Here is a 20,026-nt window from a genome sequence, read left to right as displayed (position 1 = left end):
CAGCACCCACGGTCACCGGGGCGACTCGGGCGATGTTCCGCGTCGGCCCGTGTGCGTTCGCATCGGCTGGCACGCCCCGCGGAATCACCACACGCCCCGACGACGACACCAACCCCCTGGGCGGGAGGCCGACACGCGCACGCCGATGCCCGCCATAGCGGTGACACCCGCACAACGGGAGGAGCACCACAACCGAGTCCTACAGTGAGAGCCCACCATCAACGCCGAGGGAGGGCGACACCATGGCCGGCGTCTACAACGGGCACCTACACCGTCAGCCAAACCAGGTTCGACGCCACCCGGGAGCTGCTTCAGAAACTCGTCGACGGCCAGGCGCACGGGGTGGCGATGTCGCTGAGCCACGACGGCGCCTGGCATCACCTGTTCATCACTCCCGGAGCGGCGGTCACCCTCATCGAGTAACCGGGGCACCACAGTTGCCTGCAGCTGTCAAAAGGAGGGGCGTCGGTTCCGGTTGCCGCGTGGGCCACCGCCGGGCATCGCCGGGCAATCGGGTGTCACCGGATCGGTTGTCAGGTGCCGAGTCGAGCCGCGGTGGTCTCGTCGAGCAGCGCGTCGACAAGGTGCTCGGCGGCACGGGCTTTCGCGAGGGTCTTCGTGTTCCCGCGTCCTGTCGCCACGTTGTCGAGATATCGAACCTCGCAGGTGAACTCCGGGGCATGCGGTGGCCCGTCGACCGTGATCTCCCACCGCGGGGATGGGTGCCCGTGGTGTTGGGCGTGGCTGAGCACCCACGCGATCGGGTTCTTCCGGGCCCGCGCCCGCTTCTTCGCCACCACCTCCGATGCCCGCGGCGCGTTCGGCGGCGGTACCGCGCGGTTCCGGCTCGCCGCCGCGACCTCGCCGGGTTCGGTCGAGGGTGCCGCCGCGGTATCGCCCGGTGCGGCGGAGGGTTCCGGGTCTGTCAGCGGGGATTCGGTGTCGGGGTGGCTCTCCCCCGCCGCCGCGGCCCGGACCCACCCCCATGCCGCGTCCTGCTCGGCGCGTTTCTTACTGCCCGCGGTGGCCCACGGCCCGCGCACCTGTCCGGCCCGGAATCGGGCCGCGAACACCGGTGTGTGCGAGGGCCCGCGGTGATCGCCGTCGATCTCGGGCCGGGGCAGGTCGGGATGCGCCTGCAGCCACATCGACACCACACTCGGCCCGAACTCCGGATGCGTCTGCGACGCCCAGTCGAAGACCTCGCGTCGGATCGGCGCCCAATTCTCCCCGGCTTCGAGCAACGTCACGATCGTGGTCACCGTCACGTCGTCGGTCTGCACGCGGCGGCGCAGCTCGCTGACCACGTCACCGATCGGGTCACGTGCTGTTGCGGCCGTGAGTACCTTCGCCCATCGCTTCGAGTCGAGACCCTCGAGTTCGCCGGCGGCAACGACCTGCGCGGTCACCTTCCGATCGCGTGCCTTGAAGTGCGCTGCCTTCTCTTCCCGATCCGCGGCGATCCGCCGGTTGATATCGGCGGCGAGATTGCCGAGTTGCTCGCTCGTGTACGGGGCCGGAGCGGAGTCGAGGTGGGCGAAGATCACCCGCTGGGTGATCAGGTCCGACACCCGGCGCAGCGGCGACGTTGCGTGCGTGTACGCCGCCAACCGGAGCCCGTGATGGCCGTGCACCGTCGGGGCGTAGGTGGCGGCACGATACGACGATTGCAGACGCGAACGCAGCTTCTCGAACAGCACTGGATCGGTCATCGCCACCGCAACCTCCGCCGCCAGATCCTCGCCGGTGCCCCCGGTCAGCGCGCTGCGATGATTGCGGAACAGGACAGGAAGATCCACTTGCACACACCACATGGCGATGGCCTCGTTGGCTGCGATCATCAACTCCTGCACGATGACGTATCCGACGGTGCGCTGCGCCTGCGGTATCGCGGTCAGGCCGCCCTCCTCGGTGCTGACCCAGCCGTGGGTGAGGTCGTAGAGCGCGAACGCACCGGAGCGGCGCCGGGCGGCCAGCAGCACCTGGGCGGCCCGGTGCGCCGCCCGCACCGTCTCGTGCAGCGGATCCGTCTCGGCGGCGAGGATGCGGGCGATCTCGGCGTGATCGGCCGGCACGCAGCGGCCCGCCGGCACCCACCCGCGGTCGACGACCACGTCGGAGATCGTGCCGTCGGCCGACAGGTCCGCGCGCACCCGCAGCGTGGCGCGGTCCGCGTCACTGGTGAGGGTCGCTGCCCGTTCGGTGTCGCGGCCGAGCATCGGCACGGTTCGGGTGGCCAGGTACTTCGATTCGCGGCGCAGGAACGCGGTCGCGTCGGCGGCGGACCCGGCCGGCACCACGTCGGCGACCCCGGCGATGTGCACCTCGAGCCGCCACCCCGAACCGTCAGCCACCTCGGTGACGGCGAACGCGTCATCGCGGTCGAGGGCCCCGGACCGATCCACCATCAACAACGGTCGAGTGTTATCGGACAACACACCATCTCCCTCGTCATTTCCCGCCACCCGGACCGGGACCCAGGGACGGACCACCCTTTCATATCTACCCCGCCTCACCGACTCCGGCGTGCATCGACATCCCGGCCCCGGGTCGCGGTCCGGCGGCGGTGCCGTGCGCCCCGGCTGAGCGGCTGAGTCGGCAGCGCACGGCGGTCCGGCCCGGTGTGTTCGCACGCCGGCACGACAGACCGGGCAGGACTACCCCGACGCTCCCAGCTGGGGGTTCCGAGGCGCGGAAACCAGCGCCCGACCGCGATCCGCCTGCCCACGAGAACGCTGAAAATGCTGTACGACCCGTCTTGTCGTAGCCATGCGGATCCTCTGCCCCTCTGGGAGTGCGTGCGCTTGCCGCTAGCCCGCTGCCCCTGCTGTAGGGTCTTGAGGCCGACGGCATTTCGAGATGCGACGACCTGCGGGTTCATCTCGGGTCTCAGGGTATGGCCACCGCGATCTGTATCAACTTAGTGGCATTTCTTCAGCGGGATATTTGTCCCACTCGTTGACTGTCCCAATGGTTCCGGATGAGCGACAGCATGAACCCGTTCGTACGGGGTGCCCCGATTTGCGTAGCTGTACCGATCCGCCTCCGGCGGGCGATACACAGCGCAGGAGGTGGTTTCCGTGGATCTTTACTTCTGGTTCCCAATTCCGCTGTCCCCAACTCCCTGGCATGGTGGGACCCCTCCCTTTCCAGTAATCCGGAGGCGGAAGTCGGCCCCGGATTTCGCGGAACCGAGTACTGGGTGGGCGACGGCCCACCTCCGGAGCGCTGTCGTTTGAGCGTCCGTGAGTCACTGGCATCGATGTCGCCCGAAGGCCGATGCGTCATGTAAAGGCGGCCTCCGCGTGGGCCGACCGTCAGCCCACGCGGATGCCCTCGTCGGCGAGGAACTCGCGGGCACGACCCAGTTGACGGTCGGTGGAGAAGACATACCACTGGTCGGCGAGGCTCTCCTGGTGGACGAGGTCGCGGAACCGACCGAACGCGCCCTTACCTTCGATCGCCCGCTCCAGTCGCTCCCGCAGCGCGGCATCATGGCACCGCTCGGCGAAGGCCGCCATGTCGCGCCAACCGTCCCGCGACCCGGTGCGGTCGAACCGGAGCCAACGGTCGGGCTCCTCCTCCACGTCGACGGCGGCATCCTCCCCGACCATCGTCGGGTCAGTGCTGCCCTCGTCATACACATCCCCGGTGCGCAGGTCGACGTAGCCACCGGTCGACATGCCCAGATCCCCCTCCAGTTCGCTACCGAGCATCTCGAGGTCGACCGGCACCACCCGCCCCGTCAGCGGCTCGCCACGCAGACACCCGAGCAGGTCCTCGGCCAGCACCTCGTCACCCGCGCCGCCGCGCCAGGTCAGCCGGTTGATGACCGACACCGCCACCGGCTCGGCCTGCTCCCGTCGCTGTTCCAGCGCCATCGGTATCCCGGCCCCAACCTGCTGCAGCGCGTCGTCGCCGTCACGCCCTGTCACCGCGGCGAGAAAACGAGCGGCATCGGCTGCCGCGATGGCTTCGCGCAGCTCCGACACCTCGAGCGGGGGCACCTGCTCGAGCCCCGGCCACGCGTGCAACAGCATCGGATGCGGCTTGCTCGGTCGGCGCGGTGCTCGGCTGTCCCCGTCGTCGCCATCCCACCGGCGCCCGTACTGGTCCGGGATGCAGCCCCAGCCCCAGTACGGCATCGGGGCCTCAGGGCGGATACCCAACACTTCCATGGGGTCGACCTTCTCCTTCCCGACCACGCAGCGGTGGGTCCAGTCATCACCCAGGTCGAAGGTGAACTGAAACTCCGCTGCCGGTACCAGGGTCCGAACGACCTTGGCCGACTCGATGTCCACCGTCTCCGTGATGGGCCCACCCATCGACGAAGCCATCTCGGCCCCGGTCTCCGCGTCGGTGACCACTCGTCCGTCGGCAAGGGTGAACATCGACAGGTGCGCCCGGTCCCACCGGCCGAAGGCGTCGTTGACGGCATTCGCGAGGTCCATGAAGGTGTGCGACGGTCCGACCGCGAAGATGCGCCCGGGCCACGGCCATAATTCTTCGCCCCGCCCGCCGAGCAGCTCCACCGTCACCGACAACCACGTTCTCGCCATTCCCCGAGCATGGCATGCGGGCCGCGGTGCCGTCCGGCAGCCGCAGACATGCCGTCTCACCCCCTTGGCCAACTGGCCACCGAGTGGCCAACTTGGATGAGATCCACGATTTCTGATTCCCTACACCTGCCGGAAACCGGCCGGACGTTTCCGGAGACTATTGCAACTTATGGACATTTATGGGGTTTGCCCCATAAATGTCTATAGTTGTCGATATGGATCCCGCGCTGAACCCGTTCAAACCCGGCTCGGGCCTACGGCCCCCGGCGCTGGAAGGCCGGGACCGGGAGCGCCAGGAGTTCGATCTGCTCGTCGCCCGCAGCAAGGCAGGCAACTACGACCGCGGGATGGTGCTCTCCGGGCTCCGCGGGGTCGGCAAGACCACCCTGCTCAACACCCTCGCCGAGCACGCCGAGCGGCAGGGCTGGTTGGCGATCACCATCGAGGCCCGACCGAACGAGGCCGGGATCGCCGCGGTCCGCGCCCGCCTCGGCTACGAACTCGCCGTCGGTCTGCGCCGCTTCAGCCGCAAACATCAGCTCCACAAGGTCATCGACGACCTCGTCTCCCTCGCCCGCGGCTTCACCCTCGGTGTCGGTCTGGGCCCGGCCAAGATCGAACTCGCTCTCGGTGGGCGGGCCGCCAGCGGAGACATCGACCTCGACCTCGAGGAGCTGGTCGAAGCGATCAGCGACGTCATGCGCAAGAAGGGCGCCGCGTTCGGACTGTTCATCGACGAAATGCAAGACCTCGACCCCGATCTGCTCGGCGCCCTGCTCGCGGTGCAGCACCGCGCCAGCCAACGAGAATGGCCGTTCTTCGTCATCGGCGCCGGCCTGCCCAGCCTGCCGGCGGTGCTCGCCGACAGCCGCTCCTACGCCGAACGGCAATTCTCCTACCGGACCATCGGACCGCTCTCCCCCACCGATGCCGCCGACGCGCTCCGGGTCCCGGTCGAGGCACACGGGGGTGCGTTCACCCCGGACGCCCTCGAGATCGTCGTCGAAGCCAGCGGCGGCTACCCGTACTTCCTGCAAGAGTTCGGCAAGGCGATCTGGCACACCGCCCCCGCCTCCCCCTTCGATACCGAGGACGCCCACACCGCCGTGGAGGAAGGCCGGAGAGCGTTGGATGACGGGTTCTTCCCGTCCCGGTGGACCCGGGCCACCGACCGGGAGCGCCGGTACCTGCGCGCCATCGCCGAAACCGGGGAACCCACCCCCCGGTCCGGGAAGGTCGCCGCAGCCATGGGTGTGGCGACCACCGCGGTCAGCGACGTCCGTGATTCCGCCATCAAGAAGGGCCTCATCTGGTCCCCCGAACACGGTCGCATCGCGTTCACCGTCCCGGGAATGGCCGACTTCATTCGTCGCCAGCCCACCGCCTGATACTCCTGCACTCACACGCCATCGGCTCTCGCGGCGCGCGCCGACACTCTGCAGAAGAAGTGTGTTGCCTGAGAAATTCACCCGAGGCACGGGGAAACGTCCTTCGACAGCAGACACCCGTACCTCACGAGTGAGATGGTGGCCTTGCTTGTGCGCCGGGTCATCCGGGGCCGACCGGCCGAAGCGGTCCTCCCCGCTACCCTTTTCGGGTATGGGGACCACCTTCCACGGGCCGAGCCCGTGGCCGTACATCACCCGCGCCATCCGAACGCGGGGACCTCGGCATGCCGCGATCGCCTACCTCGGCGAGGACGCACCCACCTTGCTGCCGCTGCGTGCCGGTGACGTCCTCGTCGTCAACGCCTCCCGCGCCGCGGTACGCGCCCACCTGACCTCCCCGTTCGCGCTCGCGTACTACGTGGACGCCGGTGTGCGGGTGCTGTCGTCGCCGAACCTGCACACAGGCGTGATCGCCACCGACCGTCGGGCGGTCATCGGCTCCGCCAACGCCTCCCACAGCTCGACCATCGCGGATGAGGCCGTGGTCATCACCGACGATCCCGACATTGTCGCCGCCGTCCGGGAGTTCGTCGACGGTATCGACGAGATCACCGAGGTCGACCAGGTGTTCCTCGACAACGCCACCGCCATCTGGCAGATCGGCCGGGCCGTACCCCTGCCCGGGATCGGCAGCCGCAACCGCGCCGAACCCGATTTCCTGCCCACCCCGGTGACCCGGATGTTCCTGTGGCACATCACCGACTACCAACCCGGCGCCGCGGAAGAACACGAGCGGGCGGCCCACACCAGCCGCCGCCGTACGTCCGCGGGACCGGCGGCGAAGTACCAGCTCGAATGGTTCCGCATCGACACCCCCGGCGGCCGCGGGCGGCTCCAGCGCGGTGACGTCCTGCTCCAGGTCACCGCCGACAACCAATGGCTCTACTCGCCCGCGGTCGTGGACTCCGATCCGATCGCGATCCCGCACACCCGCCGAGCGGTGGCGTACCAACTGCGCACCCGAGTGGACCTGGAGCCGATCGCGGTGACCGACGCAGAAGTATGGCTCGCCGACGTCGGGCACCCCAATCCCCGGCTGCACACCGACCACCGCATCGTCTCCGCCAGCCTGCGGGCCGCGCTGCTCCGACTCTGGAACCTCTGAACCGAGAACCGATCCGCACGTTTCCAGGCTTGACCTGTGAATACGCCATGTCCCCGAGGGCAACGGCGTACCGACATCGCCGCGGCACAGGATGGAGTGATCAGGCCAACGCCAGGATGCGGGAGCGCGCTTCCCTGTACCGGGGGCCCGGTCCAAGGACCTCGGTATTCTCCGGTGCGCGAGCGCGACGGGCCTTCGCGCTGGCGATCACCTGTGAGTTCCACTGGCTCTCACGACCTGCGCACAAGTTGCAACCCATCACGTGTCGAGCCCCGTGACAGATCGTCAAATAGGTTGACATACTTGAGTTAGTGACTATCCGGGCAACGCTTGACGGCCTTCACAAAGGATGTGATCTCGATGCGAGCAAACCGGTCCTCGGCCTCACCTCTGCAGCTTTACGCTGCGTTTCGCCGCCATCACCCCCGAATCGTGGTGCCCGTTGACTATGTCACCGAATGCGGTTTTCGACTGGGACTTTGGCAGGACCGCCAGCGGGTTGCCCGTATGCTCGGCACCCTTCCGCCCCAACGCATTGCGCAACTCGATGCGATCGGGTTCGTGTGGAGTGATGACGATCTTCCACTTCCTGCCGTGTCACCGGCCGACGGCAAGCGGCGACGGATGCTTTCTGAAATTGCCGCCTACCGCGAAGAGCACGGCGACGCACTCGTTCCCGCGAACTATGTCACCGCCGACGGTGAACAGGTAGGCCAGTGGCTCTACCGGGCGGTGAAGAAGTGGCGAGCCAACGCATTGCCCGACGACGAGAGGCGTCCACTTGCTGCCCTCGGGGTCTCTCCCGGCCCACGCCCACGGGGGCCACGAATATCAGCACAGCCTGTGGGATAGACATCCCAACGCCCTTGTCTATGGAGGCAATAGGCGCGCTCGTCCCTCCATCCGGCGGACAGTGGTAGTTGACCCGCTTGGTGGGCAGACCGCTGTCCCGGCCGGCCACGCCCACATCGAGGTGAGGAGCACGGTGTCGATCTAGCGCCCTGTGGATTGCTCCGGCGCCCAGCGAGGTAGGTGGAGGACTGTTAGATCCAGTCGATGTGGACGGAGTCGATGTGGTCGAAGTGGAATCCGAACTGGTCGCTGTACTTGTCGAAGCCCTTGTTCTCGGGGTAGTCGAGGGTGGCGTGCCGCTCCAGCAGTGCAACGACCCGGGCGTGATCGTCGTTGGCCAGTGCGGCGGCCAGTTCGCGGGACTCCTCATTGGTGAACGGTGTGTCCGAGTTCGCGAAATCCAGGGTCCGGACCCGGTAGTCGTAGCCCTCGTCGGCGCCGTTGCGGACCATGACGCCACCCTTGACCCGGATGACCGCTCTTTTAGGGGTTCCGTCGGGCCGTAACACTCCGGCGCGTTTCATGATGTCCTGGGCCTTGACGTTCTTGAGTTTCTTGCTCGCGTCCGCCCGCAACTCGTTCGTTTCCCCGGACCGGTACCGGGAGACTGCGGAGCGGGATCGCCCGATCTTGGCGGCCACGGCGTCGACACCGCCGAGACGTTCGATCGCGGCACGGCGTTGGGCTCGCTCGAGGACGTCGGCGTGCGGGATGCGGCCTTGTTGGGCCCACCGGCGCAGTGTGCGCGCGGAGGGGGGTGTGCGGCCGGCATCGATCGCGGCCTGCCGTAGTCCCTCGTTGCCGAGCTCTTTGCGCAGTTGTTTGACGGAGACCTTGCTGGTCAGGCCGGCCAGTCCCCCGCTCTTGACCTGCTTCGACTTCTCTACACCGCTGGTCGCGGCGTTGGCAACGGAAACCTTGAGGCCGTCGAGGCCGACCGCCTCCTGCGCGGGTTTCTTGGTGCGCGGCTTCGGAAGATGCAGTGCCATCAGACCTCCCCCTCCACTTCGTCCTCGTCGGCGAATGCCGCCTTGATCGCGAGGTTCACGTCGTGAACGTCCGCTGCCGAAGTGAAGGCGGACAGGAGTGTGTCGGTTAGCAGTGTGTCCTTCTCCACCGACATCTTCCCCAGCGCCTCACTCGGGTCGGAAATGTCCTCACCGTCAGCGAGGAGGTACACCCAGGAGTCGGTGACCGTGCGGACCGGCCAGCGGCCGTGCTCGCGGGCAATCCGCATCGCCACCCGGCGGCCACGCCACCGGCAGTGCGCGATGATCGACGCACGCCAGAGTGGTTGGTGGTGATGCTGCATCTGCTTCGCAGTCCACATGTCCGGGTTCACCATCCGCCCGATGTAGCCCTTGTAGCAGGTGCCGAGGAACCGCTTCGTCGCGTCGTCGTCGGTGTCCACCGCGGCTTTTCGGGCCTCGCGCAGGATTTTGGCCCACTTGTCCAGGGCTCGGCCCTGTTGTGGGTAGACCCAGGCCTCGGTGATGTCGAGGTCGTCGAGGTCGGCGCCGATTCCCCCGTCTGCCATGGGTGAGCACAGTCCGTCGAGGCTGGCCGTGGTGACCCACGTCTGCACCGGCTGGTCGGCGAGCATGTGGGGGTGCGGCAGCGGGAGTTTTTCGGGCAGCGACAGTGTCTGCCCACACGGGAGGGTGATTCGCCACAGCCCGAACGGGGCACCCTTGTCCCCCACCGCCGCCGCGGCCGCCGCCCCACCGGTCAGATGTTGGGGTTGCCCGTAACTGAGGTTGCCCCTCGGGAGTGGACACCGGATTTCATGCGGCGACTGACAGCGTAGACGACGCGATGAGTCGTTGTTCGAACTCCACTGGGGTGAGGTATCCGAGGGCGGAGTGACGGCGACGTCGATTGAAGTACGAGAGCCACTCGAACAGGTCCAGCCGTGCCTGCGACTTCGACGTCCAACTCCGTCCGTGCAGCCACTCCCTCTTGAGTCCTTGGAAGAACGACTCGGCGAGAGCATTATCGTAACTCGAGCCGACCCGTCCTCGACTTAGCTGAATCCCATGACGGCGGCATACATCGACGAAAGCTGCTGCGGTGTACTGTGATCCGCGGTCGCTGTGGAAGATAACGCCACCGACGTCACCACCGCGGGTGCGCACCGCCATCTCGATCGCGTCCGTGACGAGATCGGTGCGCATGTGGTCAGCGATCGACCAGCCCACCACCCGGCGTGAGAAGATGTCGATCACCGTGGCCAAGAACAACCACGAGGATCCCACCGGGATGTAGGTTATGTCCCCACACCACTTGGTATCGACAGCCGTAGCGGTGAAGTCTCGCATCACCAGATCCGGCACCGACGGAGCCGACTTGTCCGCGACGGTCGTGCGCTTGCTGCGGCGCAGGTGCCTGCCCACCACGTGGTGGATTCGCATCAGCCGGGTCACCCGTTTGCGGTTGATCTTGCGTCCGCGGGAGCGGAGTTCGGCGTGAACCCGCGGGGCACCGTAGGCGCTCCGGTGCTCGGCATGAATGGCGCGGATCTCGGCGACCGTCGCGGCTTCCTCGGCCTGGCGCTCGACTCGGGCCGGCTCCGTGATCAGGTGCTTGTAGTAGCCGGAACGGGAGGTCCCGAGCACCCGGCACAGCCGCTGCACGCCGAACTCGGCGCGATGGTCGGAGATGAAGTCCCAGCGGCGGGTCTTCACTTCACCTCCTTTGCGAAATACGCGGCCGCCCGGCGCAGAATCTCGCGTTCGAGCTGCCATTCCTTTTCCGCACCGCGCAGCCGCGCATTCTCCGCGCGCAGCCGCGCGAGCTCGTCCGCCTCGGTCCCGTCGGCGCCGGTACTGCGGTCCTGCGAGCGCGCGTTACGGGCGGTGTCCTTGCGGACCCACGTCCGTAGCGTTTCGCCACTGACGCCCACATCCGCGGCCACCGCCGCGTACGTGCGTTTGCCGTCGGCCGCGCGATACAACGCGACCGCGTCTTTCCGGAATTCCTCCGTGTACAGAGACTGGCGTCCCACCTCGACATCCCTCCTGGCTCTCCTAGAACCATTGTCCGGGGTGTCCACTCAAAGGGTGCAGCCTCATAACCGAATTCGAGCATGCCCGCGGATGCGAGGTAGGCGGCGCGTTGGTCGATCGACACCAACCGGTGGACCTTGTCGAACTCATGGGCCTGCGGGACGCGGGTCCAGCCGACGGCAGGTTCGAGGTCTCCCCGCGGCGGGCCATCGAGGGGTGGGACCGAGCCGGGGGTGGTGACGACGATGCCTTTGCCGCTGCGGGTGCGTTCACGCTTGATTTTGTCGACGAGGGCGGCGCCGGTGCGCGCGGGCGTTGGTCCCGGGAGCACCCCGAGGTGCTGGGCGCACCAGGCCAACCGGCGACCGAGCTCCCGTGCCGCCGGGAGGTCGTCGTCCGGGAGATACGTTCCGGCCGTCGGTGAGCCGAGGATGCCCATGTCTCCGACCCGGTTGTGCCAACCGAAGTCCTTGTTCCAGTAGGTCCACACGTACGGCTCGATCACCACATCGACCATCGAGGTGAAGTTCCCGATCGAGCGGGACAGGTGCACCACGTGCCCGGGGTCGCCGCGCAGTTCCCACCCTGCATTCAGCAGTGGGGTGAGGGTGGCATGGAGGACGGCAGTCAGTTCCTGGGCGGCGCGGTTGCGCAGGGCTTCCATGTCGTCGACGTCGTCTTCACTGCCCGGGTCGATGATCCACCCGAGCAGCTCGCACGCGGCCTGTCCGACGACCCAGATCTGCGCGGGGGCTCCCAACGGTGTCAGAGCGGCCCAGCGGATCAGTTTGTCCAGCTTCTCGACGGAGTCGACGGGACCGGTCAACTCCCGCCCGGAAGGTGTGTAGGTCCCATCGGCGGTCACGATCAACGCATGGCCATCGGCGTCCTCTCCTGCGGGCAATGTCTCCCATACCGGTGCGGGTGGTGTTGCCGCCGGCTCGGTCGCCGATGCATTCAGCAGATCGGCGGCAGCGGCGGGTGTCGGCGGTTCCGCCGACGCTATTTCCGCTGGAGCTGTTTCCTCCGGTGCGATTTCGGTGGCATCGTCGCCAGGCTCCGGGGCGGGTGCGGGAGGTGCTGGCTCGTGCAGGTCGAACAGTGCAATCTGCTCCCACGGACGGGTCACGTTTACTGCTCCACGATCCGGCCCTCGACGTCCGCAGGCGGTACGTGGTGGCGGTCGAACAACTCCTGCAGGGCCACGTCCACCACGCTGGTCACCGAGAAGTTGCGGTTCTTTACCAGCCAGTTCAACCGCGCCTCCGTCGAGGCCAGAACCCGGGTATTGAGTTGCACTTTGATCGGCCCCCTCCGCGGTTCCAGCTTCGCTACCGCCCCCACGGTCGGTGCCATCGCGTCGGAATCTCCTCCTGCGCTGAGAACTTCATCCGGCGATCGCACTGCACGTCCGTTCCCCACCCCAGTCGGACGCTGGCGAGCGCCCTTCCGCTTTCCGGCCTGCACCATGCCTCGCTCCTCTGCTGCACTCCGGGGCGGCCACTGACCCACCCGCCTACGTCCGCGTATTTCCGGGACCTTCGGCATTCATGCTAGAGAAGGACTCGCTGAATCACACGCATCTTTACTCGCGTGTCTGCACGCATTTTGACACGCAGGTCGACACGCGGAATGAAACGCAGGTCGGCACGCAGAGTGACACGCATGAATCAGAGCGGTCGATTCGTGTGATGGCCCCATGGGAATCGGGAAGTACCGGTCCCCGGCGCACCCGGTGCCGGGGACTGCCGGCCGAACGGGTCCGTGGGACCGTCCAGCCGTCAGTTCCCTTTAGTCCGCGCCGTACAACTCGGCGGTGTAGTGGACCGCTCCCCTTCGCTGCGCTTCGTCCCAGTCGACGCCCATCGCATCGGCCAGATGGTGCAGATCACCGAGGAAGTCCCCGAAGACCGTCATGGCCTCCTCCTGATCGGTATTGCAGATGCGCGCGTTAGCTGATCAGCCCATCCCCTGCCCGTAACGCGCGGACACCGTTGTCGTGGACCTGAGAACCCTCGTCGTACTCGTAGGTGAAGTTCGGTCGGGTCCTCCCCGCGAATTGCGGCTGCCAGCTGGGCTGGCGAGTCGACGTCCGGCAGCCGTTCTGCGCGGAACTCGGTCATGCTTTCATCGGACATTGCCTAAATCCCTTTCATTGTGATGGGTTGCTACACAGCGGGAGTGCGGTGCAGCGCGGCCAACAGGGCGGTATTGGCGGCGTGCGCGGTCGAGGGTTCGGTGTAGGCGAGTACATCGGCGCTCGTGTCATCGATGACGACGCTCATGTGGGCGCGGTGGCGGGAGAGCATCACGCAGGCGCGGCCCGGATCGAGGCTGAATGGCTCGGCGGTGCGTATCCGGCCAGCGGATGCAGTACCACCACTGCGGCCCGCTCGAGCCCTTGCAGAGCGTTCGCGGTGCCGACCAGCACGTCCGGGTGGTCGGACAGGAGGGCGCGGATCGCCGCCGCCTGCGTCACGTGGGGAACCACCACTGCGATATCGGCTGCGCTCATGGGTCGCTGGTTTTCGGCGGTGACCAGCACGGTGTCGAGCACTTCGCGTGCCCGTTGTGCGCACGCGGTCACCAGCGTCGGATCGGACGGGCCACCGGAAACCGTGACCGGGCGGTGCGCCAGCTCGGGCACGACTTCGCCTGTGTCGGTCAGGTGCTCCGGGGGTCGGCGGGAGGTGAACGGCAGGTCGGGGTAGAACAACGGTCCGATCAGGGCGGTGGTGTCGGGTCCGAGTCGCCAGGTGTGGCGCAGCCGGACCACGCCCACCGCGTCGCCGTGTGCGGCTTGCAGTGCGATCGGTCCCGGCAGGTTCGGGGCGGTATCGTTGCCGTCCCATCGAGACACGTCGCCGGTCACCACCGGATCGATCTGTCCGGGATCGCCGACGCAGACCACCTGCCGGGCCATGGCGCCGAGTGCGCCCAGGTCGGCGTAGGTGCATTGCCAGGATTCGTCGACTTCACTGCTCAATCCGAAAGAATTTTGGGCGTAAAGCCACGTCAGGAGCATGAAACGCTGTGTCATACATGTGTGCGACGGATGTCCGGCGCCAAGTCCGAGCGCTGCTGAGGTTCGCGGTCACCAGGTCGGGCACTGCCGATAGTGTGTTGAGCCTCGGCGGGGCGTGGTAGGCCGTTGTTCAGTCCGAGGGTGCTGCGAGTGAGCTTGTTGTCATCGTCGTGATTGTTGGAGGAGTGACTTCGCCTTCATTCCGGTCTGGGCCTGGGCCCTGGGGAAAGAGTTCGTTGGCGCGGTCATGGTTGAGGCGGGCGACGTTGGCCCGAGCGCCGCGCAGTTTGCGCAGGAGCTCGTCGCGTTCGATGAGAAGCTCGTTTCGGTCCCTGTGGAGGCGTTCATTTTCCTCCCGGAGCCGGTTGCGTTCGTCTTCGAGCCAGGTCCCGTCGGGGTCGCGCATCTGGCCCAGCAGATCGGCGACGAGTTGGTGCTGCACGGTGAGTTCCCGACGAAGGACACGCGCCCGATCTTCGGCGTTGAGTGCCCGTTCACGCCAGCAGGCTTGCTGTTGGGCCGTCGCCGCCTCGACGCGGCCCCGCGTCCGAGCTTGCGATGTCGATTGAGCTGCGATGATGATCGAGTTCGCGGTTTCGTTCTGGTAGGTGAACGAGCGGGATACTCCGGCCAGTATTGCGACACCGGAGCGGGTGATCGGCGCACCGGTGCGGCCGAGGGCCTTGATGCTCTTCCGTACTGCTGCGATCTTGGTGGCGGATTCACGCTTTCGGGCATCGATGGCTTGCTGCGGTGCGGATTTGGCTTCATGTGGGCGGGTCACCGGTGTGCTGGTCATGACGGCCTACTCGCGTCCGTGCTCAAGGTGGATGTCCGCGCGGGCGTCGGTGGGTTCTGTGGTCGGGCGCGAGGCGCCGATCTGCACCAGATCCGCTGTGCGCCAACCGTGACGCCAGATCGGGTCGAAAAAGTCCTGCTGCGGGCTACGCAGGTCGAGATCCTTGGCTCGGTCGAGTAGTCCAAGGGCCTGCAGTGCTTTTTCCAGCCCGGCCAGTGCTTGGGAGCTCTTGGCGAAGGTGGTGTAGATGTAGTCGCGGGCGTGCTCGTCGGGGGCCCCTTCGGCGAGGGTGGCCCAACGTTGTTCCTGCCGTTTCCAGTACCCGTAGTCGGCGCCGGTCAGCACGAAATGCTCGCAGGAATGGCAGTTGCGGGCGAACGGGCAATCGAAGCCGCCGACAACCGGTTTGAAGGTGCACAGGCCGTGTTCGGTGGGGATCGCGGCCAGGTCGACGAGCAGTTGTCGGGCGGAATCCGCCTCGGTGACGGAGGGGGTGAGCACAACCTCGCCGGACCGGGCGGCGCCGGGGCCGGTCACCCACACCTGTTGCAGGAAGGGTTCGACCTGCGACCCGGCGATGAGCACGTAGGACTCGCCCATCCGCTCGGAGACCTGACCGAGGACGCGTTTGACGTGGGTCATGCTGGCCCCGGCCTGAACGAGGCGGGTGGCGAGGGTATGACGGGCCTGATGGGTGGTGTGTCCGGGGACCCTGCATCGTGTCCGATTCGATCCAGGCCTTGAACGCGGCCGTGAACGTCGAGCTGCACAGGGATCGCTCGAAGGTGGGGTTGCTGACCCGGCTGGGGAACAATGCGATCCTGTGGCGCTGGGTTGTGGTCGGATCGGTGCCGTGCTTGAGCCGGTACCGGCGCTCCGTTTTCGCCTGACGGGTCCCGATGAGCTCGTAGACGTCGCGTGGGATCTGGATTGCGTAGTCGAGCTTGCCGACCTTGGTCATATCCACCCACAGCCAGGTCCGGCCGAGGTGTTCGCTCACGCAGTCCCAGCGCAGTTTGACGATTTCGCTGATGCGGCGACCGCACCGCACCTGGATGGACCAGATGTCGGCCAGGCCCCCGTCGTGGGGATCCATATCCCGTAGCAACGCGATGTTGACCGGATCACTCAGCGCCCGCAGTACCTCGTCACTGAAAGGCCGTGGGTTGCGGACTGCGGTGGTACCGCCGAAGGGGAGGGCGACGATGAACTCCCGGGGCAGCCCGATCGCTGCCGCGGTCCCGCCGTCCATTGCCGCGCGCATCACCCGCCGTAGCGCGTTGAGGGTCATGGAGTAGCTGAGATTGGTTGCTGTGGAGGCGGTTCCGTCCTTGTTGAACACACCCCGACACGGTTCCTGGTTGGCGACGCGACGGGTGAAGTCCGCGACGAAATCCTGGGCGGTAGCCCGGGTCAGCGCCGCCGGCTGCTGGCCACGGTCGGGATCGCAGTCGGTCAGGTAGGTGCTGAAGCACACGATCGAGCGGCGCAACTGCTCGAAGGTGCCCTGGGTCCGGGGGCGGTTCGGCTCGTCGAGCCGCTCAGCGAGGTAGTCCCAGGTCAGGTCGCGAAGCCAACGCTGCCCGATCGACGTGAGGTCGAATACCGACCGGCGGTCGGGAAACCGGAACCCCCAGTAGTTGGTGTCGAGGTAGCCGAGTTCGCGGGTGTCGCTGCGGGAGTTGTGGATCGGGTCGATGTCGGTGCGCATCCTCTGCACGATGCGGTTGACGGTGCCCACTCGCCGACTCCACTTCATGTTGGTCGTGTCCACCTCGAGCAGCGAGCCGACACCCATCGCGGCGCACGATTTGACCAGCGTTCGAAGCCACATCGGATGCCACCGTGCTGGTGCCGCACTGGTTGTGTGTGCCCATAATCCGTACCGGATCTCGGCGGCGAGCAGCGGTGCAAGCTCACCGAGGAACACCATCCCGGTGGTCGATTCTCCACACGCCCGCGACAACCACGCCGCCATGCCGGTATCACACGGTGATCCGGCGGACACCCATACCTTTCGGTGCGCCGGACACAGCGACGGCTCCTGCTCGGCCCGGCGCAGGCAGTGTTCCACCCGGCAGTCACCGGCGCCGGAAAGGCTGACCTGGCGGGCGGCCCACGCCTGCTCGACGAAGCCGACTCCGGCTCGCCGCCGCGCGATCACCTGCAGGGCGTTGTGGCGGCGGCACAAGTCACCGGCGACCGCGTCACGGTCGGGGCAGAAACGACAGGCCGGCAATCGCCCGCTCCTCGTCCCGTGCACGTCCTTGGCGGGGAACGGGACCGCGGCACTTTTCCATGCGGCTTCCCCGACACCCTGCCGGAGCGCACGCCGGCGCTCGTCACTGTGCCGTGTGCACCACCATTGCGGATGGGTGGCGGGCAGCGCGCATCCCGGCACGCCGCAGAAGTAGCCGTAGATCGGGTCATGCATGTCGAAGACGATCGGTTCTTGCCGTAGGTAATCAGGGAAGTCGTCCGCTGCGATCAGCCGTTCGAAGCGAGCCAGCGGATCCAGTCGAAACAGGTCGTCGATCGAGTCGACGGACTGGAGGACGCTCATAGCTGCTCCGTCCAGATGTGTTCCAGCGCCGCCTGCAAGGTCGGGTCCCCGGCCAGGTGAGCGTAGGTGTCCTCCACCGTGCGGGAGCTGGTCCAGCCGCCTTCGTCGGCGACCGCCTTGGTGTTGCCCCCGGTCGCCTCCGTGAGCGCGGTGGCCCAGGTGTGGCGGAAGGTGTGCGGCCGGACCCGGCCCAGCCCGGCTCGGCGGCCCGCGCGGTCGATCATCTGCCGGGCCCCGTGCGTACTGAGGCCGGCACCGGCCCGCTGCCCGGCCAGTTGGACCAGCACGAGGTCACTGTCGGCCAGTGCCCGGACCCGGTGATAGTCCTCGGCGAGGTACTCGTGGTAGCTGTCGACCATGGCGGGGCTGGCCCGGCGCACGATCCCACCGGTGATGATCCCGTCCATGACGGTGGCCGGGAATCCGCGTTTCGCGGCGGCCCGGTTCGGGTTGATCCGCTTCACGAGATGCGCGTGCGGACCGCTGCGTTCACCGCAGGGGTGGTCCCGGAGAACATGCCGGTTACCGCGAGCAGCCCGATCAGCGTCGAGTGGGTCGCCGCAGGCAACGGCCACCGCAAACCCTGCGCCGCGGCCATGAGTGCGTCGATATCGCCGGGCTCGAAAATGAACGGTGGGTGCCAACGCTTGGGAAACGCGATGAGACCTGCCGGAGGGATCTGGGTTCGCGGATCGATTCCGGCCATATGTCGGGCAAAGCCGCGGGCGATGGTCATCCGCCTGGCCGCCACGCTGGTCATCGGATCGACATCGGGTCCGTATGCCCAGGCCAGAGCTGCCGCGACGGTGACGGTGGGAGCCTCGGTGTCGTCGAGATAGGCGACGAATCGAGGAAGCAGGCGATGGTATTCGGCCAGATCGTGGCCCAAGCGGTTGCGCAGCCGTAGATAGTCGACTGCGGCTTCGGATAGGGCACTCATCGCTGTGCCTCCGGCCAGGGCAGGGCGATGGTACGCAGAGTCGTCGAATCGACCTTCGCATAGATCGCGGTGGTCGCCAGATCGCGGTGACGGAGCACCTGGCTGATGCGGTCAGCGTGACGCCGCGTCGCAACATCTCCGTGGCCAGCGAATGCCGTAGTCGATGCGCGCCCACCCTCGCAAGCCCGGCTCGATCGCAGGCGCGGCGGGTCACGTCGCCGACCAGGTCCGGGCGAATACCCCGAATGGGGGCATTGCAGGCCAGAAACACCGGTCGAAGTGGGGTCGCGGGGCGAGCTTGCGACAGATAGGCGCTCAATGCCTCACCCACCTCAGCGGGAAGCGGCATGCCGTCCTCTCGGGAGGCCTTACCTCGCAGGACGATCTGGCCGCCACGCCAGTCGATGTCTCCCAACTCGAGCCGCGACACCTCGATCGACCGTAGACCCAGCCGCGCGACCAGTATGAGGATCGCGTAGTCCCGGATCCCGATCGGATCGGTCCGATCGCAATGGTCCAGCAGGGACTGGACCTCGGTGGCGGTGATCGACTTCGGGATGCCGGTGTCGTGCCAACCGGCGACCGGCGGCACCACTGTCGTCAACAATCGCGGTGTCCAGCCGCGCAGATACAAGAACTTCAGCAGCGACCGCAGTTCGGCCACCCGCCCCTTGGCACCGCCGACGCTGAGTCGTTCGCTCTCCTGGATCAGGAAAGCGACGATGCGTTTGCCATCGAGAGAAGCCACGTCGATACCGCCATCGCCGCCATGCTGTTCAAGGAACCGTCGAGCGAGCTTTTCGTATCGGATGATCGTCGTCTCGGACAGGCCGCGATCGGTAACGAGCCATGCGCGATAATCTGCAAGGAGCATCTCCATAGGCGAAGACGGTGACGGCAGATCGCCGACAACGCCTTCCCCACGAAGAAACCCCAGCAACGGGTCAAGACTCCGGATACTCGGCACTCGCCGCATCCCGCGGCGCCGGCAATCGTCTATGAACTCTACAAACGCCGCTGAGCCCAACTCACCTGGGGAACGTCACGACGCTCCATCCACCGGCCGAGAGTGCCGACCACCTTCAGCATCTCTCGAGTCGTCTCGGGTGTGTAACCCAATTCCGTCAACCTGATCCGGAAGCCCCAAATATGCGGGCCCATGCGTCCAGGCTTTCTCCGTGTTCCAGCCATGACCTCGCCTCCGTCCCGGAGCACCCTGCTCCGATAACAGAAGCGTCGACTCAGACCCGGAACTATGCCTACCCTTCGGAGCCATCGATTCGGACCCGCAAAGCGACACAAAGACTTTCCAATTCAGGCTGCTCGCCCCTCGGCATAGTTCCAGGCTCGGGATAGATCGACCTATGCCGACGTCGGCATAGGTCGACGACATCGGCCTGTTGGCGGTGGCCGCGGACGCCGCCGAAGGCCTCTACCGGCTTGTCGACGCTGCATATGAGAAACGCGCCCTTGCGCTGTCGTCGAATCTTCACCCCTCAGGATTCGACGAACTGATGCCCAAGACCCTGGCCACCGCCACCGTCGATCGGCTCATGCATCACGCTCACCTGTGTCAGACCAGTGGTGATTCGATCCGGATGAGTCAAGCCCTCGCCGGCACCGGCACCACACCGCTGATCTGAGCAACAGGTGGGCAGCTTCGTGTCCGCCCGTGGGCACATTCATGTCCGCCCACGGGCAGGTTTCGTGACCGCCTATGGGCAGAACCC

16 protein-coding genes and 5 pseudogenes are annotated in these 20,026 nt (G+C 66.8%); 7 read left to right on the top strand and 14 right to left on the bottom strand.

Annotated features, from left to right (window positions below):
- The first annotated feature begins 204 nt into the window (after positions 1-204).
- Positions 205-423, top strand: coding sequence for a hypothetical protein (locus GO592_RS42320; protein ID WP_007295850.1), 219 nt, complete (start codon positions 205-207; stop codon positions 421-423).
- A 110-nt stretch (positions 424-533) separates the two neighbouring features.
- On the opposite strand, the gene GO592_RS42315 is transcribed toward GO592_RS42320, so the two are convergent.
- A complete protein-coding gene (locus tag GO592_RS42315) occupies positions 534-2,408 on the bottom strand; it encodes an RNB domain-containing ribonuclease (RefSeq protein WP_007295851.1) in 1,875 nt (624 codons plus the stop codon).
- Positions 2,409-3,317: 909 nt separating this feature from the next.
- A complete protein-coding gene (locus tag GO592_RS42310; RefSeq protein WP_039950458.1) occupies positions 3,318-4,559 on the bottom strand; it encodes a UPF0158 family protein in 1,242 nt (413 codons plus the stop codon).
- A gap of 215 nt (positions 4,560-4,774) precedes the next feature.
- On the opposite strand from GO592_RS42310, the gene GO592_RS42305 reads away from it, so the two are divergent.
- The 3 genes from GO592_RS42305 (at position 4,775) to GO592_RS42295 (ending at position 7,964) form a co-directional block, all read left to right on the top strand.
- Positions 4,775-5,947 (top strand): ATP-binding protein, encoded by a 1,173-nt coding sequence (locus tag GO592_RS42305; protein WP_007295853.1) that lies wholly within the window; start codon positions 4,775-4,777, stop codon positions 5,945-5,947.
- 211 nt (positions 5,948-6,158) lie between these two features.
- Positions 6,159-7,112, top strand: a complete 954-nt coding sequence (locus GO592_RS42300; protein ID WP_007295854.1) for a hypothetical protein — start codon at positions 6,159-6,161, stop codon at positions 7,110-7,112.
- Between the two features lie 360 nt (positions 7,113-7,472).
- Positions 7,473-7,964 carry a helicase associated domain-containing protein gene (locus tag GO592_RS42295; RefSeq protein ID WP_202715313.1) on the top strand — a complete coding sequence of 164 codons (492 nt, stop codon included), beginning with the start codon at positions 7,473-7,475 and terminating at the stop codon, positions 7,962-7,964.
- Positions 7,965-8,155: 191 nt separating this feature from the next.
- Here GO592_RS42295 and GO592_RS42290 read toward each other — a convergent pair whose 3' ends face one another.
- From GO592_RS42290 to GO592_RS42255, 9 genes and pseudogenes are all read right to left on the bottom strand, one after another.
- Positions 8,156-8,953 (bottom strand): hypothetical protein, encoded by a 798-nt coding sequence (locus tag GO592_RS42290; protein ID WP_007295856.1) that lies wholly within the window; start codon positions 8,951-8,953, stop codon positions 8,156-8,158.
- Positions 8,953-9,714: pseudogene (locus GO592_RS42285) on the bottom strand (hypothetical protein); the annotation flags it as partial. The pseudogene GO592_RS42285 and the gene GO592_RS42290, both read right to left, overlap by 1 nt.
- A gap of 34 nt (positions 9,715-9,748) precedes the next feature.
- A protein-coding gene (locus tag GO592_RS42280) for an IS3 family transposase (RefSeq protein ID WP_202715233.1) occupies positions 9,749-10,968 on the bottom strand; the annotation gives its coding sequence in 2 pieces (ribosomal slippage) (positions 9,749-10,716 and positions 10,716-10,968; 1,221 coding nt in all).
- A 65-nt stretch (positions 10,969-11,033) separates the two neighbouring features.
- Positions 11,034-12,098: pseudogene (locus GO592_RS45545) on the bottom strand (hypothetical protein); the annotation flags it as partial.
- Positions 12,099-12,100: 2 nt separating this feature from the next.
- Positions 12,101-12,517 carry a hypothetical protein gene (locus GO592_RS46810; RefSeq protein ID WP_420228091.1) on the bottom strand — a complete coding sequence of 139 codons (417 nt, stop codon included), beginning with the start codon at positions 12,515-12,517 and terminating at the stop codon, positions 12,101-12,103.
- Positions 12,518-12,760: 243 nt separating this feature from the next.
- A complete protein-coding gene (locus GO592_RS46180; protein ID WP_007295859.1) occupies positions 12,761-12,886 on the bottom strand; it encodes a hypothetical protein in 126 nt (41 codons plus the stop codon).
- Positions 12,887-13,137: 251 nt separating this feature from the next.
- Positions 13,138-13,943: pseudogene (locus GO592_RS42265) on the bottom strand (AAA family ATPase); the annotation flags it as partial.
- Between the two features lie 181 nt (positions 13,944-14,124).
- A complete protein-coding gene (locus tag GO592_RS42260) occupies positions 14,125-14,793 on the bottom strand; it encodes a hypothetical protein (protein ID WP_007295860.1) in 669 nt (222 codons plus the stop codon).
- A 6-nt stretch (positions 14,794-14,799) separates the two neighbouring features.
- The gene (locus GO592_RS42255) at positions 14,800-15,435 is read right to left on the bottom strand and encodes a hypothetical protein (protein ID WP_050998568.1); all 636 of its coding nucleotides are present in this window, start codon (positions 15,433-15,435) and stop codon (positions 14,800-14,802) included.
- A 77-nt stretch (positions 15,436-15,512) separates the two neighbouring features.
- On the opposite strand from GO592_RS42255, the gene GO592_RS42250 reads away from it, so the two are divergent.
- Complete coding sequence (locus GO592_RS42250; RefSeq protein ID WP_157234186.1) at positions 15,513-15,683, top strand: hypothetical protein; 171 nt, start codon at positions 15,513-15,515, stop codon at positions 15,681-15,683.
- A gap of 1,669 nt (positions 15,684-17,352) precedes the next feature.
- Here GO592_RS42250 and GO592_RS45540 read toward each other — a convergent pair.
- The 3 genes and pseudogenes from GO592_RS45540 to GO592_RS45530 form a co-directional block, all read right to left on the bottom strand.
- Positions 17,353-17,820, bottom strand: coding sequence for a tyrosine-type recombinase/integrase (locus GO592_RS45540; RefSeq protein ID WP_007295862.1), 468 nt, complete (start codon positions 17,818-17,820; stop codon positions 17,353-17,355).
- Positions 17,817-18,296, bottom strand: a complete 480-nt coding sequence (locus tag GO592_RS45535; protein ID WP_007295863.1) for a hypothetical protein — start codon at positions 18,294-18,296, stop codon at positions 17,817-17,819. Before GO592_RS45535 ends, GO592_RS45540 begins: the two co-directional genes overlap by 4 nt.
- Positions 18,297-18,468: 172 nt before the next feature.
- A pseudogene (locus GO592_RS45530) lies at positions 18,469-18,888 on the bottom strand (tyrosine-type recombinase/integrase); the annotation flags it as partial.
- On the opposite strand from GO592_RS45530, the gene GO592_RS45525 reads away from it, so the two are divergent.
- Together GO592_RS45525 and GO592_RS42235 are read left to right on the top strand one after the other, a co-directional pair.
- Entirely contained in the window at positions 18,808-19,191 is a 384-nt protein-coding gene (locus tag GO592_RS45525) for a hypothetical protein (RefSeq protein ID WP_007295865.1), read from the top strand. The pseudogene GO592_RS45530 and the gene GO592_RS45525 sit on opposite strands and share 81 nt — an antisense overlap.
- A 487-nt stretch (positions 19,192-19,678) precedes the next feature.
- Positions 19,679-19,939 (top strand): annotated as a pseudogene (locus GO592_RS42235) (ATP-binding protein); the annotation flags it as partial.
- Positions 19,940-20,026 lie beyond the last annotated feature (87 nt).

Origin of the sequence: Rhodococcus sp. 21391, from assembly GCF_016772255.1 — a bacterium.
GTDB lineage: Bacteria > Actinomycetota > Actinomycetes > Mycobacteriales > Mycobacteriaceae > Rhodococcus_F > Rhodococcus_F opacus.
This window is presented reverse-complemented; position numbering and strand designations above follow the sequence as displayed.